Below are 19,375 nucleotides of genomic sequence, written 5' to 3'. Positions count from 1 at the left end.
AGAACCTACGATAAGGTGCCTCAGTCGGGCACTTGCAGTGAGCCATTCTCTTTTTGGACTGAGACCACCACCGAGCAACAGTCGGCCGGATGAGCGCGGGCTGGCGCGTCACCGGAAACATGAACGGTCCCCGAGATCGCTAAGCTGAGCGGCCGCGCTCGCTGCGGTACCTGCGCACCAGCGCGTCGGTCGAGGAGTCCGCCTGTTCGGCGGGGGATTCATCGCCGGTGATGACCGGCAGCAGTGCCTTTGCTTGCGTCTTGCCGAGTTCGACACCCCATTGATCGAACGAGTCGATACCCCAGACGATGCCCTCGGTGAACACCTGGTGTTCGTACAGCGCGATCAACTGTCCGAGCACCGACGGGGTCAGCTGGGTCGCGAGGATCGACGTGCTGGGCCGATTTCCCGGCATCACCTTGTGCGGCACCACATTCGACGGGGTACCCTCGGCCGCGATCTCCTCGGCGGTCTTGCCGAACGCGAGCACCTGCGTCTGGGCGAAGAAGTTGCTCATCAGCAAGTCGTGCATGCTGCCCTTGCCGTCCGCGGTCGGCAGGTCGTCGGTGGGTTGGGAGAACGCGATGAAGTCGGCAGGCACCAGCCGCGTGCCCTGGTGCAGCAGCTGGTAGAACGCGTGCTGGCCGTTGGTTCCCGGTTCGCCCCAGAAGATCTCGCCGGTGCTCGTGGTGACCGGGGAGCCGTCGGCGCGTACCGATTTGCCGTTCGACTCCATCGTCAGCTGCTGCAGATACGCGGCGAAGCGGGCCAGATCGTTCGAATACGGCAGCACGGCACGGGTTTCCGCGCCGAAGAACTCGTTGTACCACAGCCCGATCAGCCCGAGCAGCACCGGAGCATTCGATTCCAGCGGCGCGGTGCGGAAGTGCTCGTCGACGATGTGGAACCCGGAGAGGAATTCGGCGAACCGCTCACGGCCGATCACCGCCATCACGCTCAAGCCGATTGCGCTGTCGACCGAGTAGCGGCCGCCGACCCAGTCCCAGAACCCGAACATGTTCTCGGTGTTGATGCCGAAGTCGTCGACCAGTTTCTTGTTCGTCGAAACCGCCACGAAATGCCGCGACACGGCGGCGTCGCCGAGCGCGTCGGTCAGCCAGCGACGCGCGGCCGTCGCGTTGGTCAACGTCTCGAGCGTCGAGAACGTCTTCGACGCGACGATGAAAAGTGTTGTCGCAGGGTCGAGTCCGTCGAGCTTTGCCACCAGATCGGCCGGGTCGACGTTCGAGACGAACCGCGCCGAGATGCCGGCGTCGGCGTAGTGACGCAACGCGAGGGTGGCCATCGCCGGTCCGAGGTCCGACCCACCGATGCCGATGTTGACGACGGTCGTGATGGCCTCACCCGTCGCGCCGGTCCACTCGCCGCTGCGCAAGCGGTCGGTGAACTCGCCCATCTTGTCGAGCACCTCGTGCACGTCGGTGACGACGTTTCGCCCGTCGACGACCAGCTCGGCCCCCCGCGGCAACCGCAGGGCGGTATGCAGGACGGCGCGGTCCTCGGAGGTGTTGATGTGCACGCCGGAGAACATCGCGTCGCGCATCTGCTCGAGGCGCGCGGCGCGGGCCAGGTCCAGCAGCAGGTTCAGTGTCTCGCGCGTGATCCGGTGCTTGCTGTAGTCGATGTAGAGGTCGCCGACCGTCGCCGCCAACTCGGTGCCGCGCGCCGGATCCTCGGCGAACAACTCGCGCAGGTGTTTTTCGCCGATCTCATCGTGATGCCGTTGCAACGCCTGCCACGCCGGAGTCGAGGCGATATCGGGTATCTGGTCGGTCTCGGCACTCATGACCACGACCCTAGTGCGGCGAAATGGCCGAAGGTGTACAGAAGAGTTATGGATACCGCGAAGCTGCTGTCGTCAGTGCCCACCGGACTGTGGATCGGCGGTGAGGAACGCGAGGGCTCGTCCACCTTCGACGTGCTCGACCCGTCCGACGATCAGGTCCTCACGTCGGTCGCCAACGCGACCGCCGACGACGCCGTCGCCGCGCTCGACGCAGCGTGCGCGGTGCAAGCCGAGTGGGCGGCCACCGCGCCGCGCGAACGAGGCGAGATCCTGCGCGCGGTGTTCGAGAAGATCACCGAGCGCGCCGAGGACATCGCCACGCTGATGACCCTCGAGATGGGCAAGGTCCTGCGCGAGAGCATGGGCGAAGTCACCTACGGCGCGGAGTTCTTCCGCTGGTTCTCCGAGGAGGCCGTGCGCGTCGCGGGCCGCTACACACCCAGCCCGGCGGGCACCGGTCGCGTCCTGGTAACGAAGCAACCGGTCGGGCCCTGTTATGCGATCACGCCGTGGAACTTCCCGCTGGCGATGGGCACCCGCAAGATCGGGCCCGCCTTCGCCGCCGGTTGCACGATGATCGTCAAGCCCGCGCAGGAGACGCCGCTGACGATGCTCCTGCTGGCCAGGCTGATGGACGAGGCGGGCCTGCCCAAGGGTGTGCTGTCGGTGCTGCCGACGAAGAACCCCGGTGACGTGACCGCCGCGCTGATCGACGACGGTCGGCTGCGCAAGCTGACCTTCACCGGTTCCACCGGCGTGGGCAAGGCGCTGGTCAAACAATCGGCCGACAAACTGCTGCGGACCTCGATGGAACTCGGCGGCAACGCCCCGTTTGTGGTGTTCGACGACGCCGACGTCGACGCCGCGGTCGAGGGCGCCGTGCTGGCCAAGATGCGCAATGGCGGGGAGGCCTGCACCGCGGCCAACCGCTTCCACGTCGCGAACTCGGTGCGCGAGGAGTTCACCGACAAACTGGTCAAGCGGATGAGCGAATTCACCCTCGGCAAGGGAGTCGACGAAGCGGCCACGCTGGGACCGCTGATCAACGCCAAACAGGTCGCCACGGTCGAGGACCTGGTCTCCGACGCGGTGTCGCGCGGGGCGAAGGTCGCGGTCGGCGGGGTGGCTCCCGGCGGTCCGGGCAGTTTCTATCCGGCGACCGTGCTGGCCGACGTGCCCGCCGACGCCCGCATCCTCAAGGAGGAGGTGTTCGGGCCCGTCGCGCCGATCACCGGATTCGACACCGAGGAAGAGGGCATCGCGGCGGCCAACGACACCGACTACGGACTCGCGGCCTACATCTACACGCAGTCGCTGGACCGCGCGCTGCGCGTCGCCGAGGCGATCGAGTCGGGCATCGTGGGCATCAACCGCGGCGTGATCTCCGATCCGGCCGCGCCGTTCGGCGGGATCAAGGAATCCGGCTTCGGGCGTGAGGGCGGCTTCGAGGGCATGGAGGAATACCTCGAGGTCAAGTACATCGCCTTGACGAAGTAGTCGACACGCCGCGGCGCCTGCGCCCGCAGGTCAGCTCGCGCGGGCAAGATTTCGCAAGTGAACGCGCGTCGCTCCGTCGCGCCCGCTGATCGCCGCCCGCTGTCAGTACATCCCTCCTCGCGTGCGCGTCGGCGTGGCGAGATCCCCGCCCTCGACGGCATCCGCGCCGTCGCCGTCGCACTCGTGCTCGCCGACCACGGCGGCATCCCCGGCGTCGACGGCGGCTTCCTCGGCGTCGACGTGTTCTTCGTGCTCAGCGGATTCCTGATCACCTCGCTGCTGCTCGACGAGCATGCGCGCACCGGGCGAATCCGGCTGCGGGACTTCTGGATCCGTCGCGCCCGCCGACTGCTGCCCGCCCTGTTGGTGATGGTGCTCGCGGTGATCGCCGCGCGGGGGTTCTTCTCGACGGAGGCGATCGCCAATCTGCGCGACGACGCCGTGGCCTCATTCTTCTGGGTGGCCAACTGGGCATTCGTCGCCCAGCACACCGACTACTTCTCCCAGGGCGCGCCGCCGTCGCCGCTGCAGCACACCTGGTCGCTCGGGGTGGAGGAGCAGTACTACCTGCTCTGGCCGCTGCTGCTGATCGCCGTCGCGTTCGCCTTCTGTCGGCGCAATCCCACACATCTGCGGTGGGCGGTCCTGGGCCTGGCCGCGGCCGGTGCGCTCGCCTCGGCGGCCGCGGCGATCGCCTTCGTCGACGACGGGACGCTGAACCGGATCTACTTCGGCACCGACACCCGAGCGCAGGCGCTGCTCGTCGGTGCGGCGGCCGCGGCCCTGTTGGTGCGGGACTGGACCACGGTGACGCTCGCCGGGCCGGTGATCAGGACTCGATGGCTGCGCTGGGTCGCGCGCGCGGTGTCCGTCGCCGGTGTCGTGGTGCTGGCGCTGGCGGTGCACATGGCGACCGGCAGCGTCGGTGATTTCCGCAGCGGCCTGCTGATCGTCGTCGCGCTCGCCGCCGCGGGCGTGATCGGGGCGGTGGCGATGGACCAGGAGGGGCCGGTCGCCCGTGTGCTGGCGTGGCGGCCGCTGGTGTGGCTGGGCGCGATCTCATACGGCGTCTACCTGTGGCACTGGCCGATCTTCCTGGCGGTCAACGGCGAACACACCGGATGGTCCGGCTGGTCGTTGTTCGTGCTGCGGTGCGCGGCGACGCTCGCGGTCGCAGCGCTGTCGTGGTGGCTGCTCGAACAGCCCATCCGGCGCTGGCGGCCGGTGATCGTGCCGATGCTGCCGTTGGCCGGCGCGACGGCCGCCACCGCGGCGGTGATCACGATGACCGTGCTGCCGGTCGGTGTGCCCGCAGGACCACCGACGACGGAGGATTCGAGCATCGACTCCGCGGCGCTGGTGGCACCGGAGGTCCCGATCCAAGTGCAGCGGCACATGACTCGCGATCCGAACACCAGGACCGTCGCGGTGTTCGGCGACTCGGTGGCCTGGACGCTGATGCGCTACCTGCCGGACACGCCGGGTCTGACGTTCACCGACTACACGACGATCGGATGCGGGATCGCGCGCGGCGGACCGTACCGCTATGTCGGTCAGACGCTGAACCAGAAGCCGGCGTGCGACTCGTGGCCCAGCAGATGGTCCGAGCGGGTCAAGCACGACCGGCCCGACGTGGTGCTGCTGATCGTGGGCCGGTGGGAAGTCGTCGACCGGATGAACGAGGGCCAGTGGACCCACGTCGGGGAACCGACGTACGACGCTTACCTGCGCGCCGAACTCAACCGCGCGCTCGACATCCTGTCCTCGACCGGCGCGCGCGTCGTCGTCACGACCGAACCCTACAACCGCCGCGCCGAGAAGCGGGACGGCAGCCTGTATCCGGAGGACGATCCCGATCGCGTCGACGACTGGAACGCGTTGTTGCGCAGCGCGGTCAAGTACCGCCCGAACGTCACCGTGCTCGACCTGAACCGCAAGCTCGGCCCCAACGGCGGCTACACCAACTGGATCGACGGCATCCGCATTCGCAGCGACGGCGTGCATCCCACGCCGGAAGCGGTCGAGTGGTTGACGCCGTGGTTGACCGACGCGCTGCGCTAGGGATTTCGGTGCACTACGGCAGGGTCAATGGCCGAGGCGGCCGCGGCCCAGGCGCAGCAACAGCATCGCGAGGTCTTTGCCGTCGGGGCCGAGTTCGCTGTAGCGCTCGATGACCTTCATCTCGCGGCTGTGCACCAGGCGGGTGCCCCCGGAGGCCATCCGGGCCTGACCGATCATCTTGGACACCTCGGTACGGCGCTTCACCGCGGCGAGGATCTCGGCGTCGAGCCGGTCGATCTCCCGGCGCAGGTCATCGATATCGGGCACAGTCTCGGTTCCGGTCGTCATGGATTTCGCCGCCTCGTCGTGTGGGTCCACGTCTCGTCCTCGTCCGCCCCAGGCCTCACACAAGACGGGACAAAGTGTGCCATCAAACGCCGTGCCAGCGCAAAGCCATGCGGCGGTTCGACCGCGGGAGTGTCCCTGCACAGCGGTAAGTTCGACACTGACATGAGCGCACCGAACCTGATCGCACCGAACGGGGCCGCCGAATCCGACCGACTGCTCGACGGGCTGAACCCCCCGCAGCGCCAGGCCGTCCTGCACGAGGGCTCGCCGCTGCTCATCGTCGCAGGTGCCGGCTCCGGCAAGACGGCTGTGCTCACCCGCCGCATCGCCTACCTGCTCGCCGCCCGTGACGTCGGCGTCGGGCAGGTGCTGGCCATCACGTTCACCAACAAGGCCGCGGCCGAGATGCGCGAGCGGGTGGTGGAGTTGGTGGGTCCGTCCGCACGCTCGATGTGGGTGTCGACGTTCCACTCCACCTGTGTGCGGATCCTGCGCAACCAGGCTTCGCTGCTGCCGGGGCTGAACTCCAACTTCTCGATCTACGACGCCGACGACTCGCGTCGCCTCCTGCTGATGATCGGCAAGGACATGGGGCTGGACACCAAGCGGTACTCGCCGCGGCTGCTGTCCAACGCCATCTCCAATCACAAGAACGAGTTGGTCGGCCCGGAGCAGGCGGCCGCCGAGGCCTCGGAGGCGGGCGAGGAGCTGCCCGGCATCGTCGCCGAGGTCTACGCCGAATACCAGCGCCGCCTGCGCGCAGCCAACGCGCTGGACTTCGACGACCTGATCGGCGAGACGGTCGCCGTGCTGCAGGCCTTCCCGCAGATCGCGCAGTACTACCGGCGGCGGTTCCGGCACATCCTCGTCGACGAGTACCAGGACACCAACCACGCCCAGTACGTGTTGGTGCGTGAACTGGTGGGTACTGCGGCCTCGCAAGATGATCCAGCCGGCGTGCCGCCTGCCGAACTGTGCGTGGTGGGCGACGCCGACCAGTCGATCTACGCGTTCCGCGGTGCGACGATCCGCAACATCGAGGACTTCGAACGCGACTATCCGAGCGCGACAACCATTCTGCTGGAACAGAATTACCGCTCCACGCAGAACATCCTCAACGCCGCGAACGCGGTGATCTCCCGCAACGCCGGCCGGCGCGAGAAGCGGCTGTGGACCGACGAGGGGGAGGGCGAGCTGATCGTCGGCTACGTCGCCGACAACGAGCACGACGAGGCGCGATTCGTCGCCCAGGAGATCGACGCACTGGTCGACGACGGGCTCAACTACAGCGACGTGGCGGTGTTCTACCGCACGAACAACTCCTCGCGTGCGCTCGAAGAGGTGTTCATCCGCGCTGGCATTCCCTACAAAGTCGTTGGCGGCGTGCGCTTTTACGAGCGCCGGGAGATCCGCGACATCGTCGCGTACCTGCGCGTGCTGGACAACCCCGGCGACTCGGTGAGCATGCGTCGCATCCTGAACACTCCGCGCCGCGGCATCGGTGACCGCGCCGAGGCGTGCGTCGCGGTGTACGCCGAGAACACCGGGCTCAGCTTCAACGACGCCCTGCAGGCGGCCGCCGAGGGCAAGGTGCCGATGCTCAACACCCGTGCCGAGAAGTGCATCTCGGCCTTCGTGGAGATGCTCGACGATCTGCGCGGCCGTCTCGACGGTGAACTCGGCGAGTTGGTCGAGGCAGTGCTCGACCGCACCGGGTATCGTGCCGAACTCGAGTCGTCAAGCGATCCGCAGGATCTCGCGCGGTTGGACAACCTCAACGAATTGGTCAGCGTCGCACATGAATTCAGCACCGACCTGGCCAACGCGCAGGCGCTCGCCGAGGACGAGCCCCTCGACGAGGACATCCCCGACACCGGCGTGTTGGCCCAGTTCCTGGAACGGGTGTCGCTGGTGGCCGACGCCGACGAATTGCCCGAGCACGGAGCCGGTGTCGTCACGCTGATGACCTTGCACACCGCCAAGGGTCTCGAGTTCCCGGTCGTGTTCGTGACCGGCTGGGAGGACGGCATGTTCCCGCACATGCGGGCGCTGGGCGACCCCGCCGAGCTGTCCGAGGAGCGGCGGCTCGCATACGTCGGCATCACCCGCGCGCGGCAGCGGCTCTACCTCAGCCGAGCCAAGATCCGTTCGTCATGGGGCCAACCGATGCTGAACCCGGAATCCCGCTTCCTCAAGGAGATTCCGCAACACCTGATCGACTGGCGGCGCACCGATCCCGAGAACGGAAGGTCATTGTTGAGCGCACCAGTCAGCGGTGCGGGGCGCTTCGGGGCCCCCCGCCCGTCGCCGACGCGCTCCGGTGCGGGAAAGCGCCCACTGCTGGTGCTCGAACCCGGCGATCGGGTCACGCACGACAAGTACGGGTTGGGTCGCGTGGAAGAGGTGAGCGGCGTGGGCGAGTCGGCGATGTCGCTGATCGACTTCGGTAGCTCCGGTCGGGTCAAGCTGATGCACAACCACGCGCCGATCACCAAGCTCTAGCCGGAGCGTTCCCAGCGGCCGGTGGCCGGCAGCGCGGCGAGCACGATGCTCGCCACCGGCAGCACGGGGATCGCGTACACCACGGCGGGTAGCTTGGCGCCGGCGACGAACAGGCTGGAGAAGATCAGCAGCGACACCACCGACCCCACCATGACCAGCAGGCGGCTCACCCAGCGACGCAGCAGCAGCCCGATCAGCCCGGCGATCAGGGCGGCCGCCGAGATCGCGGTCAAGAAGCCGACCGCCACGCAGAACAGTCGATCCGAGCGCCACCAGCCGGTGATCAGGTCGGTGGCGATGACGGCGGTGGCCCAACCGGTCAGGATGCTCGCCACCGCGGTCGCGATCGCGGTCTTCGGGTTGGCTTGCGGCGATCCGGCCGGGGACACGGCCACCGGCCGCGCTCGCGGTACGTAGTCCCCTCGCGAGCTGGGGCCCCAAGTGTCCGCCGCACGGTCGGACAGCTGTGTCGCGCCGCCGTCCGCCATCTCCGTCGGCGGGTCGGCGATCGGAATCGCACCCGTCGGATGGCGCCGGATGATATTCGTCTGCGGGTCCTGGCCGGTCGGAATCTCTCCGGAAGGGTGACGACGAATGATGCCCGTTTCCGCGCTCGACGGTGATTGGCGTGTCAGATCGGAGTCGTCGTCGCTGGCCACTCAGCCAGACTAGTTGCCGATCGACAGGCCGCGTTTGGCCAGCCAACCGACGGGGTCGACGCGGTCGGTGCCGTTCAGGTGCACCTCGAAGTGCAGGTGCGGCCCCGTCGAGTTGCCGGTGTTGCCCATCTTCGCGATCTGGTCGCCCGCCCAGACGCGCTGACCGACCTCCACCGACCACGAGCTGAGGTGACCGTAGAGCGTCACGGTGCCGTCGGAATGCCGGACCTTGACCATGTTGCCGTAACCGGCGTACGGCCCGGCCGAGATGACCACGCCGTCGGAGGCGCTGAGCACCGGCGTGCCGATCGAGTTCGCGATGTCGATGCCGGCGTGCAGGGCGCCCCAGCGGTAGCCGAAGCCCGACGTCCACACGCCGGTGGTGGGCCTCACGAACATCGGACGTTGCAGCCGGGCTTCGCGTTCGGCGCGCTCCTGGGCGAACGCCGCCGCCTTCTGGATCTCCTCGGTGTGCAACGACGCGCTGGCGGCCGGCGTCACGGCGACCACCTGCATACCGCCCGACGTCTCGCCGATCGGGTTGGCCATCGCGGCCTGATCGGCGGCCAGGACGGCCTCCGACGAGTTCTCGTGCGCGGCATTGGCCATCGAGTATGCGCCCGCGGCGGTGGCACCGACCGCCATCGCGGCGACCATCAGCCGGCCCTTGACGGGAACTTCCTGCTTGCGGTGCGCAGGCGTACGGCGCCCGATGCGGATGACGTCGGTCGCGGCCACGCCGTCGCTGGTGTCGGTGTGGCTGTCGCGGTAGGCGTGGGAACGGCGGGCGTGCCTCGCACCGGACTTGGGACCGGACCGGAACTCCGAGGGCACCGTCAGACGCAGCGGGATGAGGTCGTCGGTGTCGGTCAGGTCGTCCAGTTCGGGAGCACCGATGACCTGGGCCTCGCGGTCGAAGGCGCTGTTCTCGCGGAAGTCGATGTCATCGAGATCGCCGAACTCGTTGAACGGAATGATGTCGGTGACTTCGGCAGGGGATTCGCTTGCGCGGCGGCTGATTTGGCGGTTCGTCGACGATCTGCGATGAGATCCGGACGAACGGTGCGAAGCCAACCTGGGGTGTCCTTGCCTGTCGGATGCCTGTCGGGAATTGCCTGTCGTGACCAAAGCGTTATCGAGACCAGAGGCACGGTAACCAACTCCCCGCTGCGGCTGCAAGCCGGGGGGCACATCCGCGCGAGATTGTGATTCGTATCACTGAACGCGAGCGGTGAGATCTACCACATGACCGGTGGGCGGTGCCGACGCGTCGTGGGCGTGTGGATAAAGTTCCTCCGAGCCTTCGGCCCAACAACTCCGCAATAGACGCGCTAGAGACAGGGACGTTCCAAAGCCAATGGACCTCTTCGAATACCAGGCGAAAGAGCTCTTCGCCAAGCACAACGTGCCCACCACGCCCGGTCGCGTGACCGACACCGCCGAGGACGCCAAGGCGATCGCCGAGGAGATCGGCAAGCCGGTGATGGTCAAGGCGCAGGTCAAGACCGGCGGCCGCGGTAAGGCCGGCGGCGTCAAGTACGCGGCCACCGCCGACGACGCGTTCACCCACGCGCAGAACATCCTCGGTCTGGACATCAAAGGCCACATCGTGAAGAAACTGCTGGTCTCCGAGGCCAGCGACATCGCGGAGGAGTACTACATCTCCTTCCTGCTCGACCGTGCGAATCGCACGTATCTGGCGATGTGCTCGGTCGAGGGCGGCATGGAGATCGAAGAGGTCGCCGCCACCAAGCCGGACCGGCTGGCCAGAGTGCCCGTCGACGCGACCAAGGGCGTCGACGAGGCATTCGCCCGCGAGATCGCCGAGAAGGGCCACCTGCCCGAGGAGGTGCTCGACTCCGCGGCGGTGACGATCGCGAAACTCTGGGAGGTGTTCACCAAGGAGGACGCCACCCTGGTCGAGGTGAACCCGCTGGTGCGCACTCCGGACGATCAGATTCTCGCGCTGGACGGCAAGGTCACCCTCGATGCGAACGCCGACTTCCGGCACGAGGACCACGCGCAGTTCGAGGACCGCGACGCCACCGATCCGCTGGAACTCAAGGCCAAGGAGCACGACCTCAACTACGTCAAGCTCGACGGTTCGGTGGGCATCATCGGCAACGGTGCCGGCCTGGTGATGTCGACGCTCGACGTCACCGCCTACGCCGGCGAGAAGCACGGCGGCGTGAAGCCGGCCAACTTCCTCGACATCGGCGGCGGGGCCTCGGCCGAGGTGATGGCCGCTGGACTGGACGTCATCCTCAACGACGAGCAGGTCAAAAGCGTGTTCGTCAACGTGTTCGGCGGCATCACCTCGTGCGACGCCGTCGCCAACGGCATCGTCAACGCGCTGAAAATCCTCGGCGACGAGGCAAACAAGCCGCTCGTGGTTCGTCTCGACGGCAACAACGTCGAAGAGGGCCGCCGCATCCTGGCCGAGGCCGAACACCCGCTGGTGATCCAGGCCGACACCATGGACGCCGGAGCCGACAAAGCCGCCGAGCTGGCGAACAAGTCTTAAGGAGCCATGACCCATGTCTATTTTTCTGAACAAAGACTCCAAGGTCATCGTCCAGGGCATCACCGGCGGCGAGGGCACCAAGCACACCGCGCTGATGCTCAAGGCCGGCACGCAGCTGGTCGGCGGCGTCAACGCGCGCAAGGCCGGCACGACGGTGTCGCACAAGGACGCCGAGGGCAAGGACATCGAGCTGCCGGTGTTCGGCAGCGTCGCCGAGGCGATGAAGGAGACCGGCGCGGACGTGTCGGTGGTGTTCGTGCCGCCGAAGTTCGCCAAGGACGCGATCATCGAAGCAGTCGACGCCGAGATCCCGCTGCTGGTCGTCATCACCGAGGGAATCCCGGTGCAGGACACCGCCTATGCCTGGGCGTACAACCTGGAAAAAGGTGGAGGGAAGGGTCCAAAAATTCGCATCATCGGGCCGAACTGCCCCGGCATCATCACACCCGGCGAGGCGTTGGCCGGCATCACTCCGGCCAACATCACCGGGCCGGGTCCGGTCGGTCTGGTGTCCAAGTCCGGGACGCTGACCTATCAGATGATGTTCGAACTGCGCGATTTCGGGTTCTCGACCGCGATCGGCATCGGCGGCGACCCCGTCATCGGCACCACGCACATCGACGCGATCGAGGCGTTCGAGAAGGATCCCGACACCAAGGTCATCGTGATGATCGGTGAGATCGGCGGTGACGCCGAGGAGCGCGCCGCCGATTACATCAAGGGGAACGTCAGCAAGCCGGTCGTCGGCTACGTCGCGGGGTTCACCGCGCCGGAGGGCAAGACGATGGGCCACGCCGGCGCCATCGTGTCGGGCTCCTCGGGCACCGCCGCGGCGAAGAAGGAAGCACTCGAGGCCGCGGGCGTGAAGGTCGGCAAGACGCCGTCGGAGACCGCCAACCTGGCCCGGGAAATCCTGCAGAACCTGTAGCGGCTTCTCCCTCTTTCCCTCCCTCTTTCCCGCGAGCACCCGCGTCTGCACGGCGACATGCCGCCGTTCGGTGTGCAAAAGGGGTCGCTCGCGGGCTTGCGTGTGTGGGCGCCGGCAGGTGTTCGTGGGCGCAGGCGGTGTGAAGTGCCCCGCAGGATTAGGAACACGTTCCAGTCCTCGATTAGCCTGGCGAACTAACAGTTGTCAGGAGGTCTGTAATGGTCGATCCCCGGACCCCGGTCATCGTCGGCGTCGGGCAATTCACCGAGCGAATCGACGACCCCGGTTACCGAGGGATGTCGGCGGTCGACCTCGCGACCGAGGCGGTGCGGGCGGCGCTTGCCGACACCGGGGTCGACGGCGGGGCGGCGGCAGGGGCCATCGAGACGGTGTACGCGCTGCGCCAGTTCGAGATCTCCGGGCCGATGCCCGCGACGCTGGGCAAGTCGAACAACTATCCGCGTTCGGTGATGCGGCGCGTCGGCGGCGATCCCGCGCGTGTCGTGCTCGAACCGGTCGGTGGGCAGGGGCCGCAGAAACTCGTCACCGAGGCGGGCAACGCCATCGCGGCGGGTGAGTTCGACGTGGCGATGGTGATCGGTTCGGAACCGGGGTCGACGGCACGCTACTGGCGCCGTGCCGCCGAGCAGGGCCAGGCCAAGCCCGACTTCACCGAACACGTCGACGGTCAACTCGAGGACCGCGGGCACCAGATCCACCAGTACTTCACCGAGTACACCGCCTCGCACGGATTGACCGGCGCGGCAGTGCAATACGGGCTGCTGGACAATGCGCGTCGCAGCCGGCTCGGCCTCGGCGTCGCCGACTACCGCAGGCAGATGGCCGAGCTGTTCGCGCCGTTGTCGAAAGTCGCTGCCAAGAACCTGTTCTCGTCATCGCCGGTCGAACGGTCGGTGGAGGAGATCGTCACCGTCACCGACGACAACCGGATGATCTGCGATCCCTATCCCCGCCTCCTGGTGGCTCGCGACCAGGTCAACCAGGGCGCCGCCGCGATCATGATGTCGGTCGAGGCCGCGCGTCGACTCGGGGTGCCCGAGGAGAAATGGGTGTACCTGCACGGACACTCGGACCTGACCGAGCAGGGACTGCTCGACCGTGTCGACCTCGGTGCCAGCCCCGCGACCGTACACGCCTTGCGAGAAGCATTGCGGGTGGCGCAGATCGGCGTCGACGACATCGCCACCTTCGACCTCTACAGCTGCTTTCCCTTCCCCGTCTTCGTCGCCTGCGAGGCGCTGGGCATTGACGGCGACGATCCGCGGGGCCTGACGGTGACCGGCGGGCTGCCGTACTTCGGCGGCCCGGGGAACAGCTACTCGCTGCACGCCATCGCCGAGACGGTCACTCAGATGCGCGATCAGCCAGGGCGATTCGGTCTCGTGGGTGCCAACGGCGGAACGATGAGCAAGTACTCGGTCGGCATCTATTCGACGCTGCCCGCCGACTGGCGGACGAACAACAGCGCGACCCTCGACGCGGACGTCGCGGCACTGCCGACGGTTCCGGTCACCGAGCGGCCCGAAGGCCGCGCGACGATCGAGACCTACTCGGTGCGCTACGACTGGCCCGTCCGCACCGGAATCATCGTCGGCAGACTCGATTCGGACGACTCACGGTTCCTGGCCATCTCCGAGGAGGAGAATCTCGTCGCGTTGATGTCCGACGGAGATCCGCTCGGTGCGGCGATCACGGTGCGCGCGACCGATGAGATCAACCGCGCCAGCCTGGCCTGACCACGCAAGGAGCATCGTGAGGCCTCTTTCGCTTCTGGTCGCAGTGCTCCTCACGCTGACCGCCGGATGTTCCCAAGGGGCAGCACGTGATTCGCTCCTCGTGTTCGCCGCGGCGTCCCTGAAGGGCGCGTTCACCGAGATCGGCGCACAGTTCGAAAGGCAGCATCATGGCACTCGGGTGGAGTTCTCCTTCGCCGGTTCCTCCGACCTCGCCACACAGTTGACGCAGGGCGCCTACGCCGACGTCTTCGCCTCCGCCGACACCGCGAACATGGACAAGGTCGCCGCCGCGGGGCTGCTCGGCGGTGATCCGGTGAACTTCGCGACGAACACGCTGACCATCGCGGTGACACCGGGAAACCCCAAGGGCATCAAAACGATACGCGATCTGACCCGGCCGGGGATCGGCGTCGTGGTGTGTGCCCCGCAGGTTCCGTGCGGGTCGGCGACACGGAAGGTGGAAGCGGCCGCGGGGGTCGAACTGTCCCCGGTGAGCGAGGAGTCCTCGGTCACCGACGTGCTGAACAAGGTGACCAGTGGGCAGGCCGACGCCGGAATCGTCTACGTCACCGATGCCCGCGGTGCTCGGGTCACCACCGTGCCCGTCCCCGAAGCCGCCGATGTGGTCAACGTCTACCCCATTGCGACGCTGAAGGATTCGTCGCATCGCGCCCTCGCGCAGTCGTTCGTCGACGCGGTGACCGCCGAAGCGGGACAGCGAGTGCTCGGCGCAGCGGGCTTCGGCAAGCCCTGATCAGACCAGCGCGGCCAGCTTGCCGGCCAGCCGTTCGACGTACGCGGCGACCTCGTCGGCCGACTTGTCGGGGAGGCCGAAAAGCACTTCGGTGACACCGAGATCCGCCCAGCGGGCGAGCTTGTCGGGGTCGGGCTTGAAGTCGAGAGCGACGATCTGCGGAGCCCCGTCGCGCCCCGCGGACGCCCACGTGTCCTGAAGCAGCTTGACCGGTTCGTCGATGTCGAAGTCACGCGGTGTGGTGATCCAGCCGTCGGCGGACCGGGCGATCCATTTGAAGTTCTTCTCGGTGCCCGCAGCGCCGACGAGGACGGGGATATGCGCCTGGACGGGTTTGGGCCATGCCCAACTGGGGCCGAAGTTGACGAACTCGCCCTCGTACGACGCTTCCTCCTGCGTCCACAGCGCCCGCATCGCTTCCAGATATTCGCGCAGCATGGTGCGCCGCCGTCCCGGCGGCACGTTGTGGTCGGCCAGTTCGTCTGTGTTCCAGCCGAACCCGACCCCGAGGCTCACGCGGCCACCCGACAGGTGGTCGAGCGTGGCGATCGACTTCGCCAACGTGATCGGGTCGTGCTCCACCGGCAGGGCCACCGCGGTCGACAACCGGACGCGCGAAGTCACCGCCGCCGCGGTGCCCAAGCTGACCCACGGGTCGAGGGTGCGCATGTAGCGATCGTCGGGTAGCGACTCGTCGCCCGTCGTGGGATGCGCGGCCTGCCGCTTGATCGGGATGTGGGTGTGTTCGGGCACGTAGAACGTGGTGAAGCCGTGGTCATCGGCGAGCTTGGCCGCCGCGGCGGGAGTGATGCCGCGATCACTGGTGAACAGAACGAGCCCGTAATCCATGCCCAGGATTAGAACGTGTTTCAGTCTGGGGGGCAAGCACGGGGTTTTCCCTCAGCGCGAGCGATACCGGCGACGGGATGGCCCTGCACTGTTGTCATGTCAGACCATGACGACCGAACGCATCGCCGATCACGTGAAGTTCGCCTACTGGGTGCCCAACGTCAGTGGCGGATTGGTGACGAGCGATATCGAGCAGCGCACCGACTGGAACTACGAGTACAACGCGAAGCTCGCCCAGACCGCGGAGAACAACGGGTTCGAGTACGCGTTGAGCCAGGTGCGCTATGAGGCGAGTTACGGCGCGGAGTACCAGCATGAGTCGACCAGTTTCTCGCTGGCGTTGCTGCTGGCCACGCAGAGGCTGAAGGTGATCGCCGCGGTGCATCCCGGACTGTGGCAGCCGGCGGTACTGGCCAAGCTCGGCGCCACCGCCGATCACCTCAGCGGTGGCCGGTTCGCGGTCAACGTGGTGTCGGGTTGGTTCAAAGACGAGTTCACCCATCTGGGCGAGCCCTGGCTCGAACACGACGAGCGTTACCGGCGCAGCGCGGAGTTCCTCCAGGTGCTGCGCAAGATCTGGACCGAGGACGACGTCGACTTCCGCGGCGACTTCTACCGCATCCACGACTTCACGCTCAAACCCAAACCGCTCAACACCCCCGAGCGGCCCAATCCTGAACTGTTCCAGGGCGGCAACTCCACCGCCGCGCGGCGCAACGGCGGTCTCCATGCCGACTGGTACTTCTCCAACGGCAAGGACTACGACGGCGTGACCGAGCAGATCGTCGATGTGCGCGAGCACGCCCGCGGGGTCGGCCGCGAGGTGCGGTTCGGGCTCAACGGGTTCATCATCGCCCGGGACACCGAAAAAGAAGCGAAGGAGACGCTGCGCGAGATCGTCGCCAAGGCCAACAAGCCCGCCGTGGACGGTTTTCGCGCCGCGGTTCAACAGGCCGGCAACTCGACCGCGGACAAGCGCGGCATGTGGGCGGATTCGACGTTCGAGGACTTGGTGCAGTACAACGACGGCTTCCGCACGCAGCTGATCGGCACACCCGAACAGATCGCCGAACGCATTGCGGCCTACCGCAAACGCGGAGTCGACCTGATCCTCGGGGGCTTCCTGCACTTCCAAGAAGAGATCGAATACTTCGGCGCGAAGGTGTTGCCGCTGGTCCGCGAGATCGAACAGTCGGAACAGGACACTGTGGGCGAACCGGTGCTGGTCTCCGCATGAGCCGCCGTGCGCTAGCGTGGTTTCGAAGCCCGCCCGAGCACAGGAGAGGCCATGTCGTACCCCCAAGGACCACCCGGTAGCCCGGGATACCCGCAATCACAGCAGCCGACCACCCAGTTCTCCGCGCCGACGCAGCAGTTCGGCAGGGCGCCGGAGAGCTCACGACCGTCGGCTTCCGACGTCGCGAGCAAGCTGCCGATGTACTTGGCCCTCGCCGTGGCCCTGCTGGGTCTGGCGGTGTACCTGGCGAGCTTTGCGCCGTTGTTCACCATCTCCGCCTCGGACTTCCCGGGGCTGGGCAGCATCAGCGGAAGCTCGTTCGGTCTGGTGCTCGCCGTCGCGGCGTCACTCATCGCGGGGCTGCTCGCCGCAACGGCGCTTCTGCCGAGGCAGGGCGTCTCCACGTCGGTGTACGCGGTGCTGGCGCTCGCAGCGTTCCTGCTCGTCATCGCCGAGGTGATCAACCGGCCCAGCGGCGCCGCGATCGATTGGGGCCTGTACCTGATCATCGCGTTCTCGCTGTTCCAGGCGATCACCGCGGTGGCGGCTTTGTTGTTCGAGTCGGGCATCATCACTCCGCCTGCGCCGCGGCCCAAGTACGACCAGTCCTACGGCCAGCAGTACGGGGCACTGGGCCCGTACTACGGTCAGCAGGGCCAGTCGCATCAGGGCGGACCGCAGCAGCGGCCGGGTTATCCGTCGACGTATCCGGGCGGCTATCCCGGCGGTCCGTCGACCGGCGGCTACCCCGCAACCCAGCAACAGGGCCATCCCCAGGGCCAGCAGGGTCAGCAGGGTCAGCAGGGCCCCCCGACACCGCCGACCGGGTTCCCCGCGTACGGCCAACCGCCGTCGTCGTCGTCTCAGGGGTCCACACAGACTGCTCAGACTCCGGAACAACCGTCGTCTTCCTCGCAGTCAGGTCCGCCGCCTTCCTGAGGTGAGCCAGTAGTCTGAGCCGCGCGTGCGTCACCGCCGCACGGCAGCCTGACTGAGGAGCGGCTCAACCAGTGGATCAACGGCCAGTCGGCGCACGCCAGGCGCGTGAGCTGCTTCGGGTCGCGTTCGGGCCGTCGTTGGTGGCGCTTGTCGTCATCGCGGCGATCGTGTTGCTGCAACTGCTGATCGCCAACAGCGACATGACCGGCGCGCTGGGCGCGATCGCGAGCATGTGGCTGGGCGTTCACCTGGTGCCGGTGTCCATCGGCGGCGCCGAACTCGGGGTGATGCCGCTGATGCCCGCGCTCGCGATGGTGTGGGGCACCGCCCGCACGACCGCCGCGGCCACCAGTGCGAACGCCTCGTGGTTCGTGACGCGCTGGGTGGTGGCCTCGGCGTTGGGCGGGCCGCTGCTGATCGCCGCGATCGCGTTGGCCGTCGTCCACGACGCCGCTTCGGTGCTCACCGAATTGCAGACCCCGCACGCGTTGCGCGCCTTCGGTGGCGTGCTGGCCGTGCACGCGATCGGCGCGTTCTTCGGGGTCGGGGCGCGGGTCGGCAGGCGGTTGATGGCTCCGACCTCGTTGCCGACCTCGCTGCCGACCCGGGTGCCGACCTGGCTGCCGGCCTCGCCGCCCGCCTGGCTGCCGGCCTCGCCGCCCGCCTGGCTGCCGGACGCGTTCCGCGCCGCGCTCGCGGGTGTGCTGGCGCTCGCCGGCCTGTCGGGCGTGGTGATGACCGGGTCGCTGATCGTGCACTGGTCGACGATGGACGAGCTCTACTCGATCACCGACTCGATATTCGGCCAGCTCAGCCTGACCGTGCTGTCCATCCTGTACATCCCGAACGTGCTGGTCGGAACGGCCGCGGTCGCCGTCGGGTCGAGTGCACACGTTGGACTCGCCACCTTCAGCTCGTTCACGGTGTTCGGCGGCGACATTCCGGCGCTTCCGGTGCTGGCGGCGGTGCCCTCGCCGCCGTTGGGACCGGTCTGGGTGGCGTTGCTGATCGTCGCGGCGGCGTCGGCGGTCGCGGTTGGGCAGCAGTGCGCACGGCGCCCGCTTCCGCTGGGCCCGGCGTTGGCCAAGCTGCTCGTCGCATCGTTGTTGGCGGCGCTCACCATGGCGCTGTTGGGCTACGCCGGCGGCGGGCGGTTGGGCAACTTCGGCGACGTCGGCGTCGACCAGGCGACGTTCGGGCCCGCGGTCTTCCTGTGGTTCGCCGGAATCGGGGCGTTGACGGTGGTGATGGCCGGCGGCATCGCGCGCAGGCCGCGCGCGCCCAAGGCGCTCGTCGACCCGGACGTGGAGCCGGGCGTGGCGCCGGGCGTCGACCCGGACGTCGGGCCTGACGTGGCGCCGGAACCCGAACCCGAATCCGAGAACCTCGCCCAGGCGTCCGCCGAAGCCGAATCTGCAGGCCCTGCGGACACCGAGGCCGAACCCGACGTCCCGGCCGACCACGTCGAAACCCCCACGGATCCGCCGAACGACCCGCCGAACGACATCGTCGAGGACCCCGAAGAACACTTCATGGCGGACGACGACGGCCCGCCCGGCACCCATTAGGCTGC

At 67.6% G+C, this 19,375-nt stretch carries 15 protein-coding genes; 10 read left to right on the top strand and 5 right to left on the bottom strand.

The annotated features are described in order from the left end of the window. Positions 1-139: 139 nt before the first annotated feature. The gene (gene pgi / locus AU193_RS09690) at positions 140-1,807 is read right to left on the bottom strand and encodes a glucose-6-phosphate isomerase (protein ID WP_064422252.1); all 1,668 of its coding nucleotides are present in this window, start codon (positions 1,805-1,807) and stop codon (positions 140-142) included. Positions 1,808-1,855: 48 nt separating this feature from the next. Between pgi and AU193_RS09685 the strand changes: the two genes are divergently transcribed. Further along, a complete protein-coding gene (locus tag AU193_RS09685) occupies positions 1,856-3,304 on the top strand; it encodes an NAD-dependent succinate-semialdehyde dehydrogenase (protein ID WP_064422136.1) in 1,449 nt (482 codons plus the stop codon). A 57-nt stretch (positions 3,305-3,361) separates the two neighbouring features. Continuing rightward, positions 3,362-5,365, top strand: a complete 2,004-nt coding sequence (locus tag AU193_RS09680) for an acyltransferase family protein (protein WP_082682905.1) — start codon at positions 3,362-3,364, stop codon at positions 5,363-5,365. Between the two features lie 24 nt (positions 5,366-5,389). Here AU193_RS09680 and AU193_RS09675 read toward each other — a convergent pair whose 3' ends face one another. Beyond that, a complete protein-coding gene (locus AU193_RS09675; RefSeq protein ID WP_064422250.1) occupies positions 5,390-5,653 on the bottom strand; it encodes a chorismate mutase in 264 nt (87 codons plus the stop codon). A gap of 162 nt (positions 5,654-5,815) precedes the next feature. Here AU193_RS09675 and pcrA point away from each other — a divergent pair, with 162 nt between their 5' ends. Continuing rightward, positions 5,816-8,155: a DNA helicase PcrA gene (pcrA, locus tag AU193_RS09670; protein ID WP_064422249.1), complete on the top strand. Its 2,340-nt coding sequence runs from the start codon at positions 5,816-5,818 to the stop codon at positions 8,153-8,155. Here pcrA and AU193_RS09665 read toward each other — a convergent pair. Together AU193_RS09665 and AU193_RS09660 are read right to left on the bottom strand one after the other, a co-directional pair. After that, positions 8,152-8,814, bottom strand: coding sequence for a hypothetical protein (locus AU193_RS09665; RefSeq protein ID WP_371259173.1), 663 nt, complete (start codon positions 8,812-8,814; stop codon positions 8,152-8,154). The genes pcrA and AU193_RS09665 overlap by 4 nt on opposite strands. Positions 8,815-8,823: 9 nt before the next feature. After that, positions 8,824-9,888 carry a M23 family metallopeptidase gene (locus AU193_RS09660; RefSeq protein ID WP_064422135.1) on the bottom strand — a complete coding sequence of 355 codons (1,065 nt, stop codon included), beginning with the start codon at positions 9,886-9,888 and terminating at the stop codon, positions 8,824-8,826. A 283-nt stretch (positions 9,889-10,171) separates the two neighbouring features. Here AU193_RS09660 and sucC point away from each other — a divergent pair, with 283 nt between their 5' ends. From sucC to modA, 4 genes are all read left to right on the top strand, one after another. After that, the gene (gene sucC, locus AU193_RS09655; RefSeq protein WP_064422134.1) at positions 10,172-11,338 is read left to right on the top strand and encodes an ADP-forming succinate--CoA ligase subunit beta; all 1,167 of its coding nucleotides are present in this window, start codon (positions 10,172-10,174) and stop codon (positions 11,336-11,338) included. Between the two features lie 13 nt (positions 11,339-11,351). Then, on the top strand, positions 11,352-12,266 hold the full coding sequence (sucD, locus tag AU193_RS09650; RefSeq protein WP_064422133.1) for a succinate--CoA ligase subunit alpha: 915 nt from the start codon (positions 11,352-11,354) through the stop codon (positions 12,264-12,266). Between the two features lie 218 nt (positions 12,267-12,484). Next, positions 12,485-14,023, top strand: a complete 1,539-nt coding sequence (locus AU193_RS09645; protein WP_064422132.1) for an acetyl-CoA acetyltransferase — start codon at positions 12,485-12,487, stop codon at positions 14,021-14,023. A 13-nt stretch (positions 14,024-14,036) separates the two neighbouring features. Beyond that, positions 14,037-14,777, top strand: coding sequence for a molybdate ABC transporter substrate-binding protein (gene modA, locus AU193_RS09640; RefSeq protein WP_253867732.1), 741 nt, complete (start codon positions 14,037-14,039; stop codon positions 14,775-14,777). On the opposite strand, the gene AU193_RS09635 is transcribed toward modA, so the two are convergent. Then, complete coding sequence (locus tag AU193_RS09635; RefSeq protein ID WP_064422130.1) at positions 14,778-15,626, bottom strand: LLM class F420-dependent oxidoreductase; 849 nt, start codon at positions 15,624-15,626, stop codon at positions 14,778-14,780. A gap of 106 nt (positions 15,627-15,732) precedes the next feature. Here AU193_RS09635 and sfnG point away from each other — a divergent pair, with 106 nt between their 5' ends. The 3 genes from sfnG to AU193_RS09620 all read left to right on the top strand — a co-directional run bounded on the left by sfnG (position 15,733) and on the right by AU193_RS09620 (position 19,370). After that, entirely contained in the window at positions 15,733-16,863 is a 1,131-nt protein-coding gene (gene sfnG, locus AU193_RS09630) for a dimethylsulfone monooxygenase SfnG (protein ID WP_064422129.1), read from the top strand. A gap of 51 nt (positions 16,864-16,914) precedes the next feature. Continuing rightward, entirely contained in the window at positions 16,915-17,802 is an 888-nt protein-coding gene (locus AU193_RS09625) for a DUF5336 domain-containing protein (protein ID WP_064422128.1), read from the top strand. A 71-nt stretch (positions 17,803-17,873) separates the two neighbouring features. Then, positions 17,874-19,370, top strand: a complete 1,497-nt coding sequence (locus tag AU193_RS09620; protein ID WP_064422127.1) for a DUF6350 family protein — start codon at positions 17,874-17,876, stop codon at positions 19,368-19,370. The last annotated feature ends 5 nt before the right edge of the window (positions 19,371-19,375 follow it).

It is taken from the genome of Mycobacterium sp. GA-1285 (assembly GCF_001499905.1).
In the GTDB taxonomy this organism is placed as follows: domain Bacteria; phylum Actinomycetota; class Actinomycetes; order Mycobacteriales; family Mycobacteriaceae; genus Mycobacterium.
Note: the sequence above shows the minus strand (reverse complement) of the source record. Positions and strands in the feature narration are given on the sequence as shown.

Coding starts and splice junctions, on each gene's coding strand:
- pcrA (WP_064422249.1), top strand. CDS start 5,816: ATGAGCGCACCGAACCTGATCGCACCGAACGGGGCCGCCGAATCCGAC.
- AU193_RS09635 (WP_064422130.1), bottom strand. CDS start 15,626: ATGGATTACGGGCTCGTTCTGTTCACCAGTGATCGCGGCATCACTCCC.
- sucD (WP_064422133.1), top strand. CDS start 11,352: ATGTCTATTTTTCTGAACAAAGACTCCAAGGTCATCGTCCAGGGCATC.
- AU193_RS09625 (WP_064422128.1), top strand. CDS start 16,915: ATGTCGTACCCCCAAGGACCACCCGGTAGCCCGGGATACCCGCAATCA.
- sfnG (WP_064422129.1), top strand. CDS start 15,733: ATGACGACCGAACGCATCGCCGATCACGTGAAGTTCGCCTACTGGGTG.
- AU193_RS09645 (WP_064422132.1), top strand. CDS start 12,485: ATGGTCGATCCCCGGACCCCGGTCATCGTCGGCGTCGGGCAATTCACC.
- AU193_RS09675 (WP_064422250.1), bottom strand. CDS start 5,653: ATGACGACCGGAACCGAGACTGTGCCCGATATCGATGACCTGCGCCGG.
- sucC (WP_064422134.1), top strand. CDS start 10,172: ATGGACCTCTTCGAATACCAGGCGAAAGAGCTCTTCGCCAAGCACAAC.
- pgi (WP_064422252.1), bottom strand. CDS start 1,807: ATGAGTGCCGAGACCGACCAGATACCCGATATCGCCTCGACTCCGGCG.
- AU193_RS09685 (WP_064422136.1), top strand. CDS start 1,856: ATGGATACCGCGAAGCTGCTGTCGTCAGTGCCCACCGGACTGTGGATC.